Below are 19284 nucleotides of genomic sequence, written 5' to 3'. Positions count from 1 at the left end.
TTGAGACTCAATAGAAATGGTCAGGGGAGCAGACTCAATGCAATGATCACTTTATAAAATATGATAAGAGACCTCTACACACCGCAGATTTCTTTCCATATTGTGCATAACTCTCATTAAATTGCCCTTACTCCAATACAAAATCCCCATGATGCTTCCAATAAACGAAAGTTGTAAACAGCATTTTTATTTTTATTATGATAATAATAATATGTTGTTTTTATTATGTTTTATATCATATTAGAATGGGTTAAAGAAACCGCATTAACTTTATCTTGATAAGTTTTTAAAATTTTGCCTAAGGCATATTCCTTTCTAAATAATTAATGGTTAGTATGTAGGCATTTCTGGAGGAGAATGTATCCCTTTTCCATCTGTAAGAGTACGAGGCGAGTATGGCACGCAGAACCAAGTTACAAACATTTGACATTGAAGTTGAAGAAGCTCTCTCAAAAGCTATGAACTTTGATTTTGATGACTCTGCAATTGAAGGAATATCATCTGACAATTCTGAAAATGTCGTTAATGTAGATGAATTAATTCAAAAAATCGCAATGGCAGAAGAAGAAATTTTTGCTGAAAATGGTACTTCAACTCTTGTCTCCAATATTCATGATAACGCTGTGATTGATGAATCCGTCGTTGAACAGCTTTTTGCCTCGCAACCTAAACCTGATATTTTAGGTGGAACTGATCATAAGACATTACTGTCCACAAAACTTTTTCCTGCTAACGATGATATAACAGCCCCTGCAAATTTTAACTTATTAAAACAGCGCTCTACCTCCAGAATTTATTGGTGTACAACAGCGCTCAGTGCTCTATGGGCAACAGGAGGTGCTTTTGTTGCTCATAAACTAGCCCCTGCTGGGCTCAATTCCTTATCGAATATCACTACCTTTATAACATCTCCAGTAGGACTAGCAGTCGCAGCCGGAACAGCGATCCCTATTCTTATCTCTTGGGGGATTGCTCAATTAACAAAACGCTCAAATGAATTGCATAATATCGCTCTTCTTATGACAAACGCAGCACAGCGCCTTAGTGAGCCACAACATATCTCTGAAAAACAAGCTCTTGCTATAGGGCAAACCATCCGTGAAGAAGTAGCTGCCATGAATGAGGGAATCGAACGAACCCTTGGGCGTGCTGTTGAACTTGAAGCAATTATACAAGGAGAAGTCCATAATCTAGAACAAGCCTATGCTGAGAATGAATCACGCATTCACACATTGATTAAAGAATTGAGCAATGAACGTATAGCCATTTTGAATCATGCTGACCGCGTACAATCAACAATTAAAGGAACACAAGAACAACTGAGTGATGAATTTGGCTTAGTGACCTCTAAAATTGTCACCAATGTTGAAAAACTTGCGCAAACTCTTTCCCAGACTTTACAAAAACAGGGAGAAGATCTTGTTGCAAAACTCTCCTATGCAGGTGATGGCGTAACACATCAACTCGTTGAAAAATTTAACGAAACCACAACGCAAATCCAGCAAAAAAACACGGCGCTCTTTCACGAATTAGAAAAGAACTTTGATGGTTTTTCAGAACGTTTTGATAACAATGAAAAACAAATAGAAAAAACTTTTAATGAAACAGCAGTTAAAGCTGAAAGGCATATCGCTAACATTGCAGCGCATATACAAACTGCAACAGAGCAGACTTTCCAAAATGTTGGTGAAAAATTTAAAACGCTCGATGAATCCATTATTAATCGTAATAATCAATTTTTGCAAAATTTTGATGAAAAAATCATACAACTCGATGAGAAGGCATACAATCTCTCTTCTAAATTTGATAACATCACTTCAGAAGCAATTCGAGCTTTTGAAAACCGTTTAGCAACTGTTGATCTTTCTCTTAAAGAACACAGTGATTCTATCATCGAATCCTTTATTTCTCGTAGTCAAATACTCGAAGATAATGCTGAAAAACTTGGTCATTTCTTAGAGTCCCATGTCTTGCAAATTAATGAAAATCTTCAAGAAAAAACCACTGATATTACCGAAGCATTTACAAACGGACATGAAATTATTCTTTCTGCAATCGACAAAAGCAAAGAAAGACTAAGAGAGGAAATTCAACATGTCGATAGTGCTATTGTTGGTATCATACAAGAGCGCTCAAAAGACTTCAAATTACAGCTTTCTGATCAAAGAGAGCTGATGGCAGACATGCTTGATAAAGAAAAAAATAAAATTGCTGATACACTAAAAAATCAAATTGATATCTTAACTCAAAACACTTCAAGCCTTGGACAAGTTTTGGTTGACAATATGCAAATCGTTGATCAGCATGCTGAAAATCATGTTGCGAATATAGTTCAAAGCACAGAAAAACTACAAGAAGTCATTGTACAAAGCTGTAATACAACAAAAGAAGCTTTAGAAGCACAAGCGCGGAATATAGATATACGAGCTGATGCTCTACGTGATTCTTTAGCTATTAATAGTTTTTCTCTCAACGAAGTTCTTGCGGATCAAGCGCGTACACTAGAACAACGGATGGAAACGATCCATAATCTCATCGAAAAAAGTGATATACGTGTTGATGTTGCATTAAAGAAACAGATAGATTTGGTTGAAAATGCAATTACTACCAACAACAAGACTATTACTGAAACTGTTCAAAGCCATATTAAAAACTTAGAAAACCATGGCGAAATTTTAAGAAATACGCTCTCTCAATCGAGTGGTACATTCTTTGAAACCCTTGATACACGCATAGAATCATTTGATACTAATCTAGAAATTCGTGCACATAAGATTTTTGAACATGCAACCACGCTAGAAGAAACCTTATCGGAAAAACTTGGCCAAGTTTGTGAAACAATCGCAATGCAAACATCGGCTCTTGAAGAACGTTCTGACACATTAAAAACATCTATCATGCTCAATAATGAACACAGTCAGATAATTCAACAAGCGTTAGAAACAAACATTGATAAGATGCGGCTCACGTTAGAGGATTCTGTTAATAACATCACAGATAATTTACATAATAAAATTACAAAAGCCTCTGATATTCTTTCTTCTACAGGTGAACAAATCATTTCGTCTGTTACCGATGTCGCTTTAAAAGCAGAAAATGTTTTCTTAGAGTCTGGTAATCGCATTGTATCAAATGTTAAACAAACAGTTTATGATACCAGTGAAAAAGTTCTGTCTGTTTTATCTGAGCAAACAGCGCATACCGTCGAAGCGTTTACAACTGCTAGTCAGAACGCACAAGCATTGTTAAATGAAACAATTCATACTTCAACAACCGCAATTGAGCAAGTTCTCAGTGAACGCTGCAATGTTCTTCATCATTCTATGCAGAATCTTAAAAACAATTTAGGATACCAACTTTCTGATGTAAGCAATCGTTTAGAAGAAGTAGAAAATCAAACAGCTACTCAGATTTCAGGACATGTGGAAAAAATCACTGAATTGACAAATCATTTAAATCAAGCAGCACAAAGTACAACGGAGTCAATTGGCTACTTAACAGAGCATATTGGTGAAAAACTTTCCCTCTCAACACAAGATGTTGAACAAAGAATTTATGCACACAGCGAATCTTTAGTGAATAGCTTAACACAAACCAATTCTGAAACACTTCAAGCAGTAACTGCTGTAAAGGAGGATCTCGTCAATAATGTTTCATCTCTCCTAAAACAATTGAATCAATCCGTTTACAGCTTTCACGAAAATAGCAATGTTTTATTATCGGCCGTTCAAAATATTGATGGTCAATTTAACGAGACTGCAAATAATTTCTTCCACAACACTCAACAAGTAACAGAGCATTTATCCGCATCAAATCAAGCACTCAATAATAATGTTGAGATTCTACAAGGACTTTCGCAAAATACATTTGAACAAATTGGTCATATAACAAGCAGTTTTGGTGAACATGCTAAAACACTCTCTGAAACTGTTCACGTTCTTGAACAATCCGAAAAATCATTAAACATAACACTTGAAGAAAAACATAATACACTCTCTGCATTAAGCGATGCGCTTGTTGCAAAGTCTAATGAAATCAATCAACTCATTGCACATTATGAAGATGTTCTAAGCTTAGCCCTTGAACGTACTGACAAAAATGCACGTAATTCCACACATTCACTCCAACAGTCCCTTAATCAAATGATTAATGAAGCTTCAACACGCTTTTCAGGAGCAGCAGAGGATATACGTCGTTCAGCTGATGAGATTCGTTTAGAGCTTTCACAAATTAATAATGACATTCATGAAAGTGTCCAAAAAATACCGGCAACAACAAAAGAAACAACGCAAACAATCCGTGCTGCTCTCAATGAACAAATTATAGTATTAAAGGACTTAGCAAATATTGTACAAAAAGCTGATCTAAAGAATACCAATGAGCGACTCATATCAGCACTCCCTACATCATCAACACTGCAGAGAAATGGCAGTATTACTCCTGATGCCATCAAAAAGATTGTGCCCCCTAAACCTATTTTACAACAAGAGCAAAGCAAGAAAAAGCAAAATAAATGGGTATCAAATCTTCTAGAAAGAGCTTCGCGTGAAGAAACTTGGCATGATGAATACCCTGATGATGCTGTTTTTACAGCCGTACAAACAAAACCACGCCCTGCAAATGTGTCTCTTAATTCATTGGCAACAGGGATATTACAAGCGATTAACCACGATGCTGTCGTTGATCTATGGAATCATTATCAGCGTGGACAAAAAAATATCATCACAGAACGTCTTTATACTGTTAACGGAAGAAACATGTTTGAAATGATTAAGAAAAAATATATGAATGATGTTGATTTTAAACGTTCAGTTAATCAGTATATTGCGGATTTTGAGAAACTCTTACGTGAGGTCTCCCACGGTTCTGGTTTTTCTCACTCCGTTCGAAAATATCTGATATCGGATACTGGAAAAGTCTATACTATGCTTGCTCATGCCAGTGGTCGCATCCAATAGAAACCAACAGAGGTGGAAAAAATATTTTTCCACCTCTTTTTAGTTATATAAGTTTATCATCATATAATGCGCGTTTTTTATGTAGTCTTGTGTATATTAAAATTTAAGAGGATGATTTATATGCAGTTTTCTGTAATATTTTAAACAACACGCCTATCAAACGAGCATAATCAATGACCAAACCAACAAATACAAGAGGAAGAATGGTGCCTCTTTTTGTTTTTTGTTAGTTCTCACCCATGTCTTTTATACAGAATCCTTATAGAAAAAAACATTTATAAAACGCTCAATAAAAGATTTTCCGAATAAATCTTTATGCATTGAGGCATAGATTCTTTCTACAATAAAAAACTTTTTAAAATAATATAAAAGATTAGGATTTATAAATTACACACTTACTTGTAGAATATATAAATAAAGCAAGTATTTATAACAATCCGTTTACATGAGTAACAATACTCTTCTATTTTTTGCATATCTTACCAGCATTGCAAAAAAAACAACTGCTTGGTAATGTAACCATCAGTAATATTTACTTATTAAAAAACGAACCAATTTCCATGAATTTCGGTTAAGGAGAAAAAATTATTGTGCTGATATCAAATAAATTGTTCATGAATGCGAACAAAAAAATATCAAACTGACGTAATAATATAGGAAAATTTATTCACACACATTGCATTTGTGTAGTCAGAGAAATTAAGCTCTAGCAGTGGATTAAGGCTTTGTCGTAAATGGAACACTCATATAAAGATACGCTATAACTTGGATATCATAAAAATGTCTACAAAACAAAATAGTAATTTCAGTTTAGAAAAATCTGAACTTGATAGTGCCGCACTTTTTTATCACCAGTATCCAAAACCTGGAAAGTTAGAAATACAAGCAACAACACCTCTCGATAACCAACGTGATTTAGCGCTTGCTTATTCTCCAGGTGTCGCTGCACCGTGTCTTGCAATTCACAAAGATCCAAATCTTGCTGCCCAATATACTTCCCGTTCTAATTTAGTCGCTGTTATATCAAACGGAAGTGCTGTTCTTGGCTTAGGAAATATTGGTCCCCTTGCCTCAAAGCCGGTTATGGAAGGAAAAGCTGTTCTCTTTAAAAAATTTGCTAATATTGATGTCTTTGATATTGAAATTGATGCACCTCATATTGAGCAAATGATAGAAACGGTATCTGCTTTAGAACCTACATTTGGTGGTATTAACCTCGAAGATATCAAAGCTCCTGAATGTTTTGAAATAGAAGAGAAGCTTCGCTCTCGAATGAATATTCCAGTTTTCCATGATGATCAACATGGAACTGCTATTATTGTTTCAGCAGCGGTATTAAATGCCTTAAATCTAGCTGGTAAAAAAATTGAAGATGTCAAAATAGTTGGTTCTGGTGCAGGTGCTGCAGCTTTGGCTTGTATTAATCTTTTGGTTCGCCTTGGAGCAAAAGTTGAAAATATTTGGCTAAGCGACTTAGAGGGCGTTGTTTATAAAGGTCGCAAAACTCTTATGGATCGTTGGAAAATGCGTTATGCACAAGACACTGATGCCCGAACTTTATCTGAAATTATTGACAATGCAGATATTTTTCTAGGCGTATCAGCAGGTGGTGTTTTAAAACCTGAACACCTGAAAAAAATGGCTCCAAACCCATTAATATTAGCACTTGCTAATCCAACACCAGAAATTATGCCAGAAGAAGCATGCTCCATACGTCCAGATGCAATGATCTGTACAGGACGCTCTGATTACCCCAATCAGGTTAATAATGTTCTTTGTTTCCCCTATATTTTCCGTGGTGCATTAGATGTTGGTGCCACTGCAATCAATGAAGAAATGAAAATGGCCGCAGTTCATGCAATTGCGGCTCTCGCTCGTGAAGAAACTTCAGATATTGCAGCGCGTGCCTATTCAAAAAAACCACCCAGTTTTGGTCCAAAGTATCTGATCCCCTCCCCCTTTGATCCACGATTAATACTGCGCATAGCCCCTACTGTTGCAAAAGCAGCAATGGAAACTGGTGTTGCACTGCGGCCGATCGAAGACATGGAAGCCTATCATGATATCCTTAATCGATTTGTCTTCCGTTCTGGTTTAACGATGAAACCTGTTTTTGCTGCGGCAAAAACAGCAAAACGTAAACGCGTCATTTACGCCAATGGTGAAGATGAACGTGTCCTTCGAGCGGCACAAATTGTCCTTGAAGAACAAACAGCAATACCTCTCCTCATTGGCCGTCCACATGTCGTGGAAGCAAGACTAAAACGCTTCGGTTTAAGAATTCGCCCCGGTATAGATTTTGAACTGACAAACCCTGAAAATGATCCGCGTTTTCGTGATTATGTTAATTTATTTCTTCGCTACACAGGAAGACGCGGTGTTTCACCCGACGTTGCAAAAACAATTGTTAGAACATCAACAACAGCGATTGCAGCACTTGCCGTGATGCGCGAAGAAGCTGATGCAATGATTTGCGGTTTAGAAGGGCGTTTCGAACGTCATCTAGAATTAATTGAACAAGTTATTGGTCTTGATGCAAATGTTCGTCATTTTTCTGCCGTAAGTTTGCTGATTTCTTCACGTCGCACTCTTTTTCTAACGGATACTTACGTCAATGAGAACCCTTCAGCAGAAGAAATAGCAGAAATGACCGTATTGGCAGCGCAAGAAATTGAAGCATTTGGTATAACACCAAAAGCAGCATTATTATCACACTCGAACTTTGGCTCAAAAAATACAGAAAGTGCAAGAAAAATGCGCCGTGCAACAGAAATTCTTGCCCAATTATATCCAAATTTAGAAGCCGATGGTGAAATGCACGGTGATGCTGCACTTTCCAAAGTTTTTCGTGATCGTGTTTTCCCTGATTCTCGCCTCAAAGGTGAAGCAAATTTGCTTGTCTTTCCAACACTTGATGCAGCGAATATAACACTCAATCTGGTAAAGAATTTAACCAATGCACTTCACGTAGGACCTATTTTAATCGGAGCCTCACGCCCTGTACATATCCTAACACCTTCAGTCACTTCACGAGGGGTTGTCAATATGACAGCTCTTGCTGTCCTTGCTGCCAATAGAAAAAATTCTATAATAAAATAAAGAAAAGTAAGGAAACACAAAGAAAGTTTTAAACCTTTTAATAACCTTGAAGTGTGGTATTTCAAACACTAAAAACGCGTTTTCTTATTAGAAAAGGCAATGATATTCTGCTTTGAGTCTTTTTTTTTTAAGGAAAAAAAGGCTAAAAGAAGGCAAGCGCGTATATTTTAAATTTATAACTCTATAATAAGGAACCGTACATTGCCCTCTACGTTTGATAAAGTTGCTGATATTATTGCAGAAATTAGTGAAATTGATCGCAGCACAATCACACCTGAAAGCCATACCATTGACGATTTGGGAATCGATAGCCTTGATTTTCTTGATATTGTTTTCGCCATTGATAAAGCTTTTGGGATTAAAATTCCACTAGAACAGTGGACACAAGAAGTTAACGAAGGTTCCATTACAACTGAAGAATACTTTGTTCTTAAAAACCTTTGTACAAAAATTGATGAACTCGTTGCCTTAAAGCAGGCAGAATAATTTTTCCATCATGCATGATCAAGATGTATTCATTACTGGTATAGGACTTATCACCTCTCTGGGTGAAGGAGTTGAACATCATTGGAATCTCTTAAATGATCCTACAGTGACACCAAATCTTGATTGTACAACTTTTCCACCCTACACTGTCCATCAATTATCTGAAATTGATTGGAGTTTACAAATTCCCAAAAAAAGTGATCAACGGCAAATGGGCACATGGCAACGCCTTGGTACTTATGCAGCAGGCCTTGCTCTTGATGATGCAGGTATGAAAAATAATGAACAATTAACATCAACAATGGATATGATTGTTGCCGCAAGTGGGGGAGAACGTGATATTGACGTTGATACACAAATTCTCTCACAAGCACGCACAACAGCTGATCCTGCTTCCATGTTAAATTCAATCCTTTCGACGGAACTTCGTCCCACCTTGTTTTTAGCACAATTATCAAATCTTTTAGCTGGAAATATTTCTATCGTTCACAAAGTCACCGGATCTTCTCGTACATTTATGGGAGAAGAAGGATGTGGACTTTCTGCACTTCAAATTGCCGTAGCTCGTATTCGATCAGGACAGAGTACACATGCACTGGTTGGAAGCTCCTATAATACACAAGGTTATGATATACTGTTAGCGCATGAACTTGGAAATCTTTTAACGTGGGGGGGGTGGACACCAGTTTGGGAACGTCAAAAATACCCTGGCGGCGGCGTTATAACTGGTTCTGGCGCTGTCTTTTTAGTTCTTGAAAGCAAAGCACACGCAGAAAAACGAAATGCACGTGCTTATGCTAAAATTGATCAGATACTGACAGATCAAACAGATAGAACAAAAATCCCACTTGAAGAATCAATTGGGGCAATGTTGAAAACAATGGCAGTGCAATCTACTTTGACCATTTCAGCTGCTTCAGGATTTCATGAAGTAACACAAGCAGAAAAAAGAGCTCTTGAGGCTGCGGATATTTCTTACCGCGGTGTTACAACATTGTTTGGCTATCTGCGGGAAGTGCAACTTCCTTTAGCGCTTGCTCTTGCTGCCATTTCTGTTGAAAAAAAACGTAGCTTTCCAGCGTTAAGTGAACACGAAAAGCCTTTTTCTGAAGAAGTACGAGAAGCATTTATTACGACCATTGGCATAAAGAGAGCTGAAGGTTTAGTTCGCCTAACGGCTGTTTGAGGGAGATTGCTATAGTGAAATATGATGATCATCTCGGACGTCCACTTGTCGCAATAACTGGAGCAGGAATTGTAACATCACTGGGACAAGGCAAACAAGAAAATTGGCAAAAATTAACAAGTGGTATTAGCGGCATTCATAAAATAACACGTTTTCCCGTTGAGGGATTAAAGACATGTATCGCTGGAACCATTGATTTTCTTAAAGAAAGTGCGCTTGGCGCTTCAGCCCTCTCTGAAAAACTCGCTCATATTGTAGCAGAAGAAGCTTTAACGCAAGCTGTTCTTGATAAAACAAATTTTGATGGACCACTCTTTTTAGCAGCTCCTCCTGTTGAGCTCGAATGGACAGCGCGTTTTGCCCTTGATCAAGAGAAAACATTCAATAGAGAACCTTCTTATGCACGTCTTCTTGAAATCTGCCGTAATAACTCTCATGAAAAACTCTTTGAAACCACACAATTTGGTGCCATTGCAGAAAATCTTCAAAAACAATTTGGCACAAAGGGGCTTCCTGTTACACTTTCTACCGCTTGTGCATCTGGTGCAACAGCTATTCAATTAGGTGTTGAAGCTATTCGACGTGGAGAAACAAATCGTGCGCTTACGATTGCTACGGATGGTTCCGTTTCAGCAGAATCTCTTATTCGTTTTTCATTATTATCTGCTCTTTCAACCCAAAATGAACCTGCAGAAAAAGCGGCAAAACCCTTTAGCCGTGATAGAGATGGTTTTGTTATGGCAGAGGGAGCAGGCGCTCTTGTTCTTGAATCTCTGAAAAGCGCATTAGAGCGTAATGCCACAATTTTAGGAATTTTAGCAGGTTGCGGAGAGACAGCAGATGATTTTCACCGTACACGCTCAAAGCCTGACGCATCTCCAGCAATTGAAGCCGTTCGCAAAGCCTTAAATGATGCTCAAATAACCATCAATGAAATTGACTATATCAATGCACACGGAACCTCAACACCTGAAAATGAAAAGATGGAATATCTCGCATTATCAACAGTCTTCGGTGATATTTTACAACATATTCCGGTTTCTTCTAACAAATCAATGATTGGCCATACACTCACTGCCGCCGGCGCCATAGAGGCTGTTTTTTCACTTTTAACGATTCAATCGGGAATACTTCCCCCGACAATCAATTATGATAACCCTGATCCAGCCATCCCTTTAGATGTCGTTCCTAATCATAGCCGTAAAGCTGCTGTCAATGCAGTTTTATCAAACTCATTTGGATTTGGTGGTCAAAATATGAGTCTTGTTATCACAGCATATAAAAGCTAAATTTTCATACTAAGCAAAGTTAGTATATTTAACCTAAAAACAATATATATTTAAGGGGGAAAATAATGCGTGCACTACAATTATTAAATGAACGCCAGCTTGAAATCACCAATATTGCCCCTCCTCCACCCCCTAATCCTGATGAAGTAACAGTAAAGATAAAAGCTGTCGCTCTTAATCACATTGATGTATGGGGCTGGCGTGGGATGGCGTTTGCTAAAAGAAAAATGCCCCTCATAATTGGTGCTGAATCTTCCGGTGAGGTTATACAACTCGGGAGTAACGTTAAAAATTTACAACTCGGACAAATCGTCTCAATTTATGGAGCACAGACCTGTGGAATATGCCAAGCTTGTCGTGAAGGACGTGACAATCTTTGTAGTAATGTAAAAGGCGTCTATGGTTTCCATCTTGATGGCTTTGCCTGTGAACTTGTTAATCTGCCAGCACGCCTCTTGGTCCCCGCTCCTCCAAAATGTAATGAACTGCAAGCAGCAGTCGCTCCAATTACTTTTGGTACTGTCGAACATATGCTTTTCGATAATGCAAAACTCCAAACGGGAGAAACAATTCTGATACAGGCGGGAGGCTCTGGTATTGGCTCAGCGGCCATTCAACTTGCAAAACATATCGGATGCACAGTTATCACGACCGTAGGTTCCGATGAAAAAATTGCAAAAGCACAATCTCTTGGAGCAGATCACGTTATTAATTACCGTAAAGATCGTTTTGAAGGTGTGGTCCGCAAATTAACGCAAAAAAAAGGTGTAGATGTTGTTTTTGAACATGTAGGAGCTGATACATGGAGTGGTTCTCTTTTGTGTATGAAACGAGGAGCACGATTAGTCACTTGTGGTTCTACTTCTGGAGTTACAGCACCACTAAACCTCATGCATCTTTTTCAGCAACAACTGAAGATATTTGGTTCATTTGGCTGTCGCATGGAAAATATGCAAAACGCCATGCAAAAAATGGCACAAGGTGTTGTACATCCTATCATTGATACAATTGTTAGATTTGATGAAATTGATACAGCTTTAAAGCGTATGGAAAGTCGTGATGTTTTTGGTAAAATTATTCTTAAAATCGATTAAATTATGATAAAATCTTATATTAAATTTTTTATGTATCACATTAAAATTATAACAAAAAAATCATTCTATTTTTTATGGGCATGCTTGCTTATTGGTTCTTTAAATATTTTAAAATTTTTTCCTACGAACATTGGAACTTCTTTCTTTTCTTGGTTGGCAAAAAAAATTGGTCCTCGTATCCATCGTCATCAAATCGCGCTTGCAAACCTGAGAGCTGCATATCCAGAAAAAACAGAGAAAGAACTCCACACAATTGCAATAGAAATGTGGGAAAATATAGGACAATTTCTCGCTGAATATATTTTTCTTGATAAAATCTTTGATTTTGATCCTCATGCAGAACAACCAGGCCTCATTGAGGTTAAGGGTACCGAAATATTTCAACGATTAAAAAATGAAGAAAAACCGCATATTTTTTTTACAGCGCATACTGGTAATTTTGAACTTCTCCCTATATGTGCTCAAAGTTTCGGTCTTAATATCACAGTACTCTTTAGACCCCCTAATAATCCCTATATTGCAAAACGAGTCCTGAAAGCTCGACAAACTTCTATGGGACATCTTGTTCCCTCCAAAGCAGGTGCTGCTTGGGCATTAGCAGCCAAATTAGCAGAGGGAAAAAATGTCGGCATGCTTGTTGACCAAAAGTTTCGTCGCGGTATTTTAGGAACATTTTTTAATAGACCGCTGAAAACAAACCCCTTAATTATAAAACTTGCACGACAATATGATTGTGATATTTACCCAGCGCGTTGTATCCGTTTAGCTGGAGGGCGTCATCGTTTAGAGTTGTATGAACGTATAAAACTCCCACTTGATGAAAACAATGAAATCGATATAGCTGCTTCTACACAAAAATTAAATGATATTGTTGAAAGCTGGATACGTGAATATCCCGGACAATGGACCTGGTTACACAGACGTTGGGACAACTGATATATAAAAGATTTATAGGAAAGACATAAATGATCGCGTCAAAAGATATCAATGATCTGATCGCAATTGTTAAAGCATTACGCAATCCTCATAACGGATGTGTCTGGAATATAAAACAAACATTTGAATCCCTTATTCCCTATATGCTCGAAGAAGTTTATGAGGTTATCGATGCTATTGAACGAAAAAACCGAACAGATCTTTGCGATGAATTGGGTGATCTTCTTTTACAAGTCGTCTATCATGCTACAATTGCGCAAGAAGAACAGAGCTTTACTTTTGAGGATGTTGTTTACGCAATCACTGCAAAAATGATTCGTCGTCATCCCCATGTTTTTGGAAATGCAGAACAAAAAAAACGTGGTTTTGTAGCAGAAGAATGGGAACAGATAAAAAAAGCAGAACAGATTAAACAGAAAAAATGGTGCAAAGAAGCAAGTTCCTCAAACAATTTTACAACAAGCATTCTTACAAAAGTAAACAAAATTCAGCCCACAGAACAAGAAGCGCTCGCTTTACAAAAAGCAGCTGCCAAAGTGGGATTTGATTGGCATGAAAATCATCATTTTTTTGCAAAAATCGAAGAAGAACTCACTGAACTCAAAGAAGCAATCAAAGAGAACAAAACATTAAATATAGAAGAAGAATTTGGTGATCTTTATTTTACCCTGCTTAATCTTGCACGCCACTTGAATATTAATCCACAAAAAGCATTAAAAGAAACCAACAAAAAATTTCGAAATCGTTTCAACTATATTGAAGAAAACCTATCCACGCAATCTAAAACACTCACTGATGCCTCTTTGAGTGAAATGGAAGATCTTTGGAATAAAGCTAAAACTGAGAAATAAGAAATTTAGATTCCAGCAACCTAAAAAATTATTAGACTACCGAATCGCTTAAAAAGCTTATCATAGCACTCAATTGGCTTTATACTTTTTATTTCACTGACTTTTTATGGCAGGACGGAGCTCTACTGATTCACCGCATCCACATGCTGAAACTTGATTAGGATTTTTAAATACAAAACCAGAACGAAGTGCTGTCACTTCGTAATCAACTTGTGTTCCTAATAAAAACAAGACCGCATCATGTGCTATAAAAACACGAGCGCCATTCACTTCAACAACATCAGCCTCTACCCCCTCTTCTTTTACAAGGGTAACGGTATATTCCATCCCCGCACAACCGCCTTTTTTTATACCAATAAGAATACCCTGCGCCCCTTTTGCATCCATAATCGCTTTAACACGACTCACAGCAGCTTCCGTCAAATTTATTACCGAAAAACGGCTCATCATTTACTCTTTTCTGCTCAATAAAACTTTTGACAATGTTCCATCTACTATACACATTTATCTGGTATATTAAAAACCAAACCACAAGATATAAATTGAAATATTTTGATCTTTTTTATCATGATAAAAGTTTCATATTGGATGATTTGGATTTATTGATTATATAATTTTCAATATTTCTTTTTTATTCTTCTCAAGGGCTATGAAAATACCCTCTAAAAATTATCCCCCCCCTAACAAAGTTCTTCTGTATTATAAATCTACCATTACATTTATAAAATGTGCTTACTGTTTTGAAAAAATTTCAATGAACAAACAGAAATCTTAAAAGCATCGTTTTTCTTTCAAAGCAATCAATTTCCCCAAAAAAGAATGCATCAGCAGCATATAGACCTTACCTTATATCTTCACAATCATCAAAAATAACTAAACAAACACCTGCATAAAACGCGCAATAAAATCAATAAATCCGAGAGCGAAGTAAACTTAATTATATTTTTCAACAAATAAAGAACTGAAGTAAAAAAAATATTTTACGATTGTAAGCTTTTTTAAAAATACAAAAATATTTTAGATTTCATTTTGTTTATTTTTCTCTTGCCTTTAAAGAAACAGTCGTTTAGTCGTTTTATGCAGGCTCGGAGCGTAGCGCAGCTTGGTAGCGCACTTGACTGGGGGTCAAGGGGTCGTGGGTTCAAATCCCGCCGCTCCGACCATTTTTCTGAGAAAATACATTAATATAAGATGTGTACCTATTTTCGAATAAAATGACCGTAGCTTGTCGCCAAGATTCATACATTTTAAGATGAGATTTTGTACCAATTTATTTTAAAGGATTTAAACGTGTTTTTCAAAGAGACTTTAAAAACATGATTATTGAAAACCCTCTTGAAAATTAAGCACGCAGTTTTAATTGTAAAATAAAGATTTCAGATCTCATCCTTTTTATACAAATAGAGCGCCATTGTTTTGCACATTTACGGGCTTTTTTAAGAAACATTTCTTAAAGCACCCAATCTCTTATCTTACGACGGCATCCCTAGATGGTATAGCAAAAAGCCATTCTGTACCACCATCTTTACACTTATGAAAGAGCATCCTGCACTATCATTCTTTTTACCCCGCCCCCAATGTTGCGATAACCGATAACCATTGCATTAAAACGATTCATGAGAGGCATTTTTACGCCTTTTTAAAGTTTTTTCCCTACACGCCCTCTGCTTGTGACATGCAAATACGCGAGATGAAATGAGATGAGATGAGATGAGATGAGATGAGATGAGATGAGATGAGATGACAATATTCGGGGTGCTAATTCAATACGTAAAACGATGAATTATCATTATAAATCAATATTCTGCTTGCAAAATACTCGATTTATTTTCTAAAATGAACAGATGCAAAAAATTAAGAAGAAAACATAATAGTAAAGACCAGCATTTTTAATGCTAAATCTCTAGCAAGGAGAGATCAACTTTTAAAACAACGACCGTTTTTTCATATGGTTTTTCCCTTAAAATAAAACCGATTCTTGAAGTAAGATTTTCTTGAAGGAGGACTTATCCAAAAGCGCCAATAATTTACCCAATCATAATTTTACCCTCCCCTTACATGCCCACAATAATTTTTCTCCTACGCTGGATTTCCACCAATTGATCACAGTTTTTTTAGTAATTTTATCCCCATTCCTAGGATTTCAAAATATGCCTTGCCATATTTTAATTTTCAATATTCTTTGACAAAAAAATCCAATTCACTCTTAGAATCCTTAGCTTATAATACAAAACAAATCTTCTCTTCCCAAAACGATCTAAAAACATCGACCCGTCAAGACTATAATATTATTAGCGCTGTGTAATTTTAACTTTAAAGATTTATAGTAATTAAAAAAACAACGTATGATCCAGATCATAATTTACATTTTGGGCAAATCTTTTTCAACATAGCTCTCATAAATTACATGATCATAATTATTTTATCGCGTTCAATCGCTCTTTATCCCAGATTAACCAATGAATCCTTCATTACAAATAACACTTGCACACAAGATCCTTGACCATCTAATTTTAAATATATAATGCCATCGAAACAAGTTGAACATATGAATCAGAAAAATACACATTTAAACCAAGCATATATAACACCCCTTATATTTTCAGTTTATCGATAATTCTTCTTTAATTTCTGCTTCCTCATTTTATAAGGTTATTTTTTCTTACCGATTATATCAAAGTAAACATATCTTACACGGTTTTTACTCAGATAATTATACTTCTTTTTGATTAATTCCTGCTACTTATATGCCCTCCTACAACTGAGTAAAAATCTTAAATGATTTTGATGTTACCTTTTTTAGAACAGTACTTACCTTTCAAAAAAATAAAAAATTCTTTCTGAAGTTTACCGTCTCAAATAATTGCAATTTTCTTTATTTGCACAACATTTTATTGCATCCCATACTTGTTGGCTTATCTCCTGATGGGTAAACCACTACCAACCATTTGATGTTGTTTTTCATACTCACTTCACTGCTATGAAATCAACCTTGTTGTTGCACGCGCAATCAACAATCATTTTATCAAAAGCATTGAAACAAAAAATATGCAAAACACACGATTCTTTAGCAAAAAAGCCAATTGCTCTCTCACTTAACACACAAGAAAATGTATGGACAGGTGAATGAATCGACAAACAAATATGCATATGTTAGCCCCTATCATTGCCTTACTAGCTTCTAAAAACTGAACCCATGAAACCCGCACAATAATAATCCAACAATATACATATATAATTTTGTAATACCGTAATCTATCCCAGATAAAAAAGAAAGCGCTCTGCAATAATCACTTATTGCAGTGCTAGCAATTGATACAAGGGGATAAGTAGCCTAGGCTTCCTACCCTAAAGCATAATATTGCTCATCATTTTTTATCATATCCTCCACCATTTTTGCTTAAAAATGCGCACATTTCATTAGCAAGCCGTTCACAACATGTCCGGATTTCTTCACTTATGACTTTCCATGTACGACCTTCATCATCTGATGCAAAATCCTCTTTGGCCGAAGCAATTTGACATTGTAGCGCATAACCATAAAGTGTACGTACCACCGACAATAAATGCTCACACGGTTGTGCGCATTTTTTGGCTGCACTACCATGGGAGATAAGCCCAACAGGTTTATTTAAAAAAGCATCATAAGCCAAATTATCAAGAGCATTTTTTAAAACACCCGAATAAGACCCTTGATAAAGAGGACTTGCAAGGATGAACATCATCAATCACCGCTGCGGTTTTCTTTAACAAACTGACGAACCACAGCACTTGGATTATCCTCTACACACTGATGATAATCTGGATCAGCAATCGGCAAAGGCTGTTCACGCAAATCAATCCAATGAAGTGATGTTCCCCGCAATAATAGACAATCAGCCAAATAATTTGCTAAGGTTCGTGTTAACGATGGTTGGCGTATAGACCCCAAAATAATTGCAATATTCAATAAAATTCTCCTTTATATTTTCCCCACCATATCTAACTAAATGCTTATAAAGGATCGTAAATAAAATGATTGATATAAATACGCCATTTATAATAACATAAATCGTGATTGTATCACGTAAGATAAAATAAATAATATTATTTATAAAAAATAAAAATTTATTTTAAAGTAAAATAACATAAGTAAATATAGGAAATTATAAAAACTTAAATGAATAAATATATAATATATTTATATTAATTGTTAATACAAAAATTATATTTTTTCTATAAAAACAGGAATCATTTTCAATTGAATAAAAATAATAAATCTATAAGAAATTCCTTATGAAAATAAATACATAAAAATATTATTAATCCTTATAATATGTACTCTATAAGAAATAAATAACTACCTTTATATATCGGATATTTTTTAGGCTCATTTCGGTATAATTTTGATTCTTTATTTGAATTTTTTAAAGCTCTTACAAAGCCTTCTACTTTTTTTTACTTTTCACCCAAAAATTCTCTCTTTTACAATTTTTTATGTTTTTTAAATTTTTAGATATCAAAATACACTTTTATAAATAATAAATTTCATGGCAAAAAACATGCATAAAACAAAGAACTATCGCATATTTCTACCTAAATCTTTCTGTATCTATTTCACACAAATTTAGTAAAAATCTCATGCCAAATTATAATTATTGTTTTATTATGCAAATATGAGTTTTTTAAACCTACTCCGTTTCTTCAGTTTACGAAGTATTATAAAATAACGATTATAAATTAAAGATAAAGAATTTTTATTCGAAAAAATCTTCTTTTTAATAAAAAATATAAAAAACGCGAGACTCTTGTCTCGCGTCACATAACTCTCTTAAGATATTGATAATTATTCCGTTTTCTCGGTTTCTAAACTTGCTTTACGCATACCATGATTGTTATCATTTTTTACAGAAAATGATGTTTGCACAGTTATCTTTTTTGGTTTTAGTTCGGCCGGCATTTCTCTTTTAAGCTGGATATGAAGAAGTCCGTCACCAAGTTCTGCTCCAATCACCTTAACATGATCAGCCAAATGAAAACGCCGCTCAAAAGAACGCGAAGCGATACCTCGATAAAGAAATTCCCGTTCTTTATCATCATTGTCAGGCTTTCTCTCGCCCTTAATGATCAGCTGATTACAATGCGTTTCGATATCAATTTCATCTTGAGAAAAACCAGCAACAGCCATAGAAATTCTATAAGAATCTTCAGTTAAACGCTCAATATTATAGGGTGGGTAAGAAGAAATATCATCTGGTTGTGTTCTGGAATCAAACCAGTTTAAAAGATGATCAAAGCCCACTGTTGAACGATAAAATGGTGAAAAGTCTACTTGACGCATAACATTGCCCTCCTTTAGAGCGACTACAATAAAATGATTCACGAAGCTCCCAAATGGCAAACTTA

Annotated in this window: 12 protein-coding genes and 1 tRNA gene; 9 read left to right on the top strand and 4 right to left on the bottom strand. The window is 35.8% G+C overall.

Annotated features, from left to right (window positions below; genetic code table 11):
* Positions 1–395 precede the first annotated feature (395 nt).
* From LNM86_RS05725 to mazG, 8 genes are all read left to right on the top strand, one after another.
* Complete coding sequence (locus tag LNM86_RS05725; protein ID WP_241438778.1) at positions 396–4958, top strand: hypothetical protein; 4563 nt, start codon at positions 396–398, stop codon at positions 4956–4958.
* A gap of 780 nt (positions 4959–5738) precedes the next feature.
* Positions 5739–8057 (top strand): NADP-dependent malic enzyme, encoded by a 2319-nt coding sequence (locus tag LNM86_RS05720; RefSeq protein WP_241438777.1) that lies wholly within the window; start codon positions 5739–5741, stop codon positions 8055–8057.
* Between the two features lie 201 nt (positions 8058–8258).
* Complete coding sequence (locus LNM86_RS05715) at positions 8259–8543, top strand: acyl carrier protein (RefSeq protein ID WP_241438776.1); 285 nt, start codon at positions 8259–8261, stop codon at positions 8541–8543.
* A 10-nt stretch (positions 8544–8553) separates the two neighbouring features.
* Positions 8554–9729: a beta-ketoacyl-ACP synthase gene (locus LNM86_RS05710; RefSeq protein ID WP_241438775.1), complete on the top strand. Its 1176-nt coding sequence runs from the start codon at positions 8554–8556 to the stop codon at positions 9727–9729.
* Positions 9730–9743: 14 nt separating this feature from the next.
* Positions 9744–11018, top strand: coding sequence for a beta-ketoacyl-ACP synthase (locus LNM86_RS05705; RefSeq protein ID WP_241438774.1), 1275 nt, complete (start codon positions 9744–9746; stop codon positions 11016–11018).
* A gap of 65 nt (positions 11019–11083) precedes the next feature.
* Positions 11084–12112 carry a zinc-binding dehydrogenase gene (locus tag LNM86_RS05700; RefSeq protein ID WP_241438773.1) on the top strand — a complete coding sequence of 343 codons (1029 nt, stop codon included), beginning with the start codon at positions 11084–11086 and terminating at the stop codon, positions 12110–12112.
* 6 nt (positions 12113–12118) lie between these two features.
* The gene (locus LNM86_RS05695; protein ID WP_241438934.1) at positions 12119–13048 is read left to right on the top strand and encodes a lipid A biosynthesis lauroyl acyltransferase; all 930 of its coding nucleotides are present in this window, start codon (positions 12119–12121) and stop codon (positions 13046–13048) included.
* 29 nt (positions 13049–13077) lie between these two features.
* Positions 13078–13899: a nucleoside triphosphate pyrophosphohydrolase gene (gene mazG / locus LNM86_RS05690; RefSeq protein WP_241438772.1), complete on the top strand. Its 822-nt coding sequence runs from the start codon at positions 13078–13080 to the stop codon at positions 13897–13899.
* A gap of 93 nt (positions 13900–13992) precedes the next feature.
* On the opposite strand, the gene LNM86_RS05685 is transcribed toward mazG, so the two are convergent.
* Complete coding sequence (locus LNM86_RS05685) at positions 13993–14346, bottom strand: iron-sulfur cluster assembly accessory protein (RefSeq protein WP_241438933.1); 354 nt, start codon at positions 14344–14346, stop codon at positions 13993–13995.
* Between the two features lie 639 nt (positions 14347–14985).
* On the opposite strand from LNM86_RS05685, the gene LNM86_RS05680 reads away from it, so the two are divergent.
* Positions 14986–15062 (top strand) — tRNA-Pro (locus tag LNM86_RS05680).
* A gap of 2205 nt (positions 15063–17267) precedes the next feature.
* Here LNM86_RS05680 and LNM86_RS12745 read toward each other — a convergent pair.
* From LNM86_RS12745 to LNM86_RS05670, 3 genes are all read right to left on the bottom strand, one after another.
* Positions 17268–17624, bottom strand: a complete 357-nt coding sequence (locus tag LNM86_RS12745) for an NADPH-dependent FMN reductase (RefSeq protein WP_256460920.1) — start codon at positions 17622–17624, stop codon at positions 17268–17270.
* Positions 17624–17848 (bottom strand): NADPH-dependent FMN reductase, encoded by a 225-nt coding sequence (locus tag LNM86_RS12740; protein WP_256460919.1) that lies wholly within the window; start codon positions 17846–17848, stop codon positions 17624–17626. The genes LNM86_RS12745 and LNM86_RS12740 overlap by 1 nt, the downstream gene beginning before the upstream one ends.
* A gap of 876 nt (positions 17849–18724) precedes the next feature.
* Positions 18725–19219, bottom strand: a complete 495-nt coding sequence (locus LNM86_RS05670; protein WP_241438932.1) for an Hsp20 family protein — start codon at positions 19217–19219, stop codon at positions 18725–18727.
* Between the last annotated feature and the right edge of the window lie 65 nt (positions 19220–19284).

The organism is Bartonella machadoae (assembly GCF_022559585.1).
In the GTDB taxonomy this organism is placed as follows: domain Bacteria; phylum Pseudomonadota; class Alphaproteobacteria; order Rhizobiales; family Rhizobiaceae; genus Bartonella; species Bartonella machadoae.
This window is presented reverse-complemented; position numbering and strand designations above follow the sequence as displayed.

Coding starts and splice junctions, on each gene's coding strand:
- LNM86_RS05725 (WP_241438778.1), top strand. CDS start 396: ATGGCACGCAGAACCAAGTTACAAACATTTGACATTGAAGTTGAAGAA.
- LNM86_RS05670 (WP_241438932.1), bottom strand. CDS start 19,219: ATGCGTCAAGTAGACTTTTCACCATTTTATCGTTCAACAGTGGGCTTT.
- LNM86_RS05685 (WP_241438933.1), bottom strand. CDS start 14,346: ATGAGCCGTTTTTCGGTAATAAATTTGACGGAAGCTGCTGTGAGTCGT.
- mazG (WP_241438772.1), top strand. CDS start 13,078: ATGATCGCGTCAAAAGATATCAATGATCTGATCGCAATTGTTAAAGCA.
- LNM86_RS12745 (WP_256460920.1), bottom strand. CDS start 17,624: ATGATGTTCATCCTTGCAAGTCCTCTTTATCAAGGGTCTTATTCGGGT.
- LNM86_RS05720 (WP_241438777.1), top strand. CDS start 5,739: ATGTCTACAAAACAAAATAGTAATTTCAGTTTAGAAAAATCTGAACTT.
- LNM86_RS05710 (WP_241438775.1), top strand. CDS start 8,554: ATGCATGATCAAGATGTATTCATTACTGGTATAGGACTTATCACCTCT.
- LNM86_RS05700 (WP_241438773.1), top strand. CDS start 11,084: ATGCGTGCACTACAATTATTAAATGAACGCCAGCTTGAAATCACCAAT.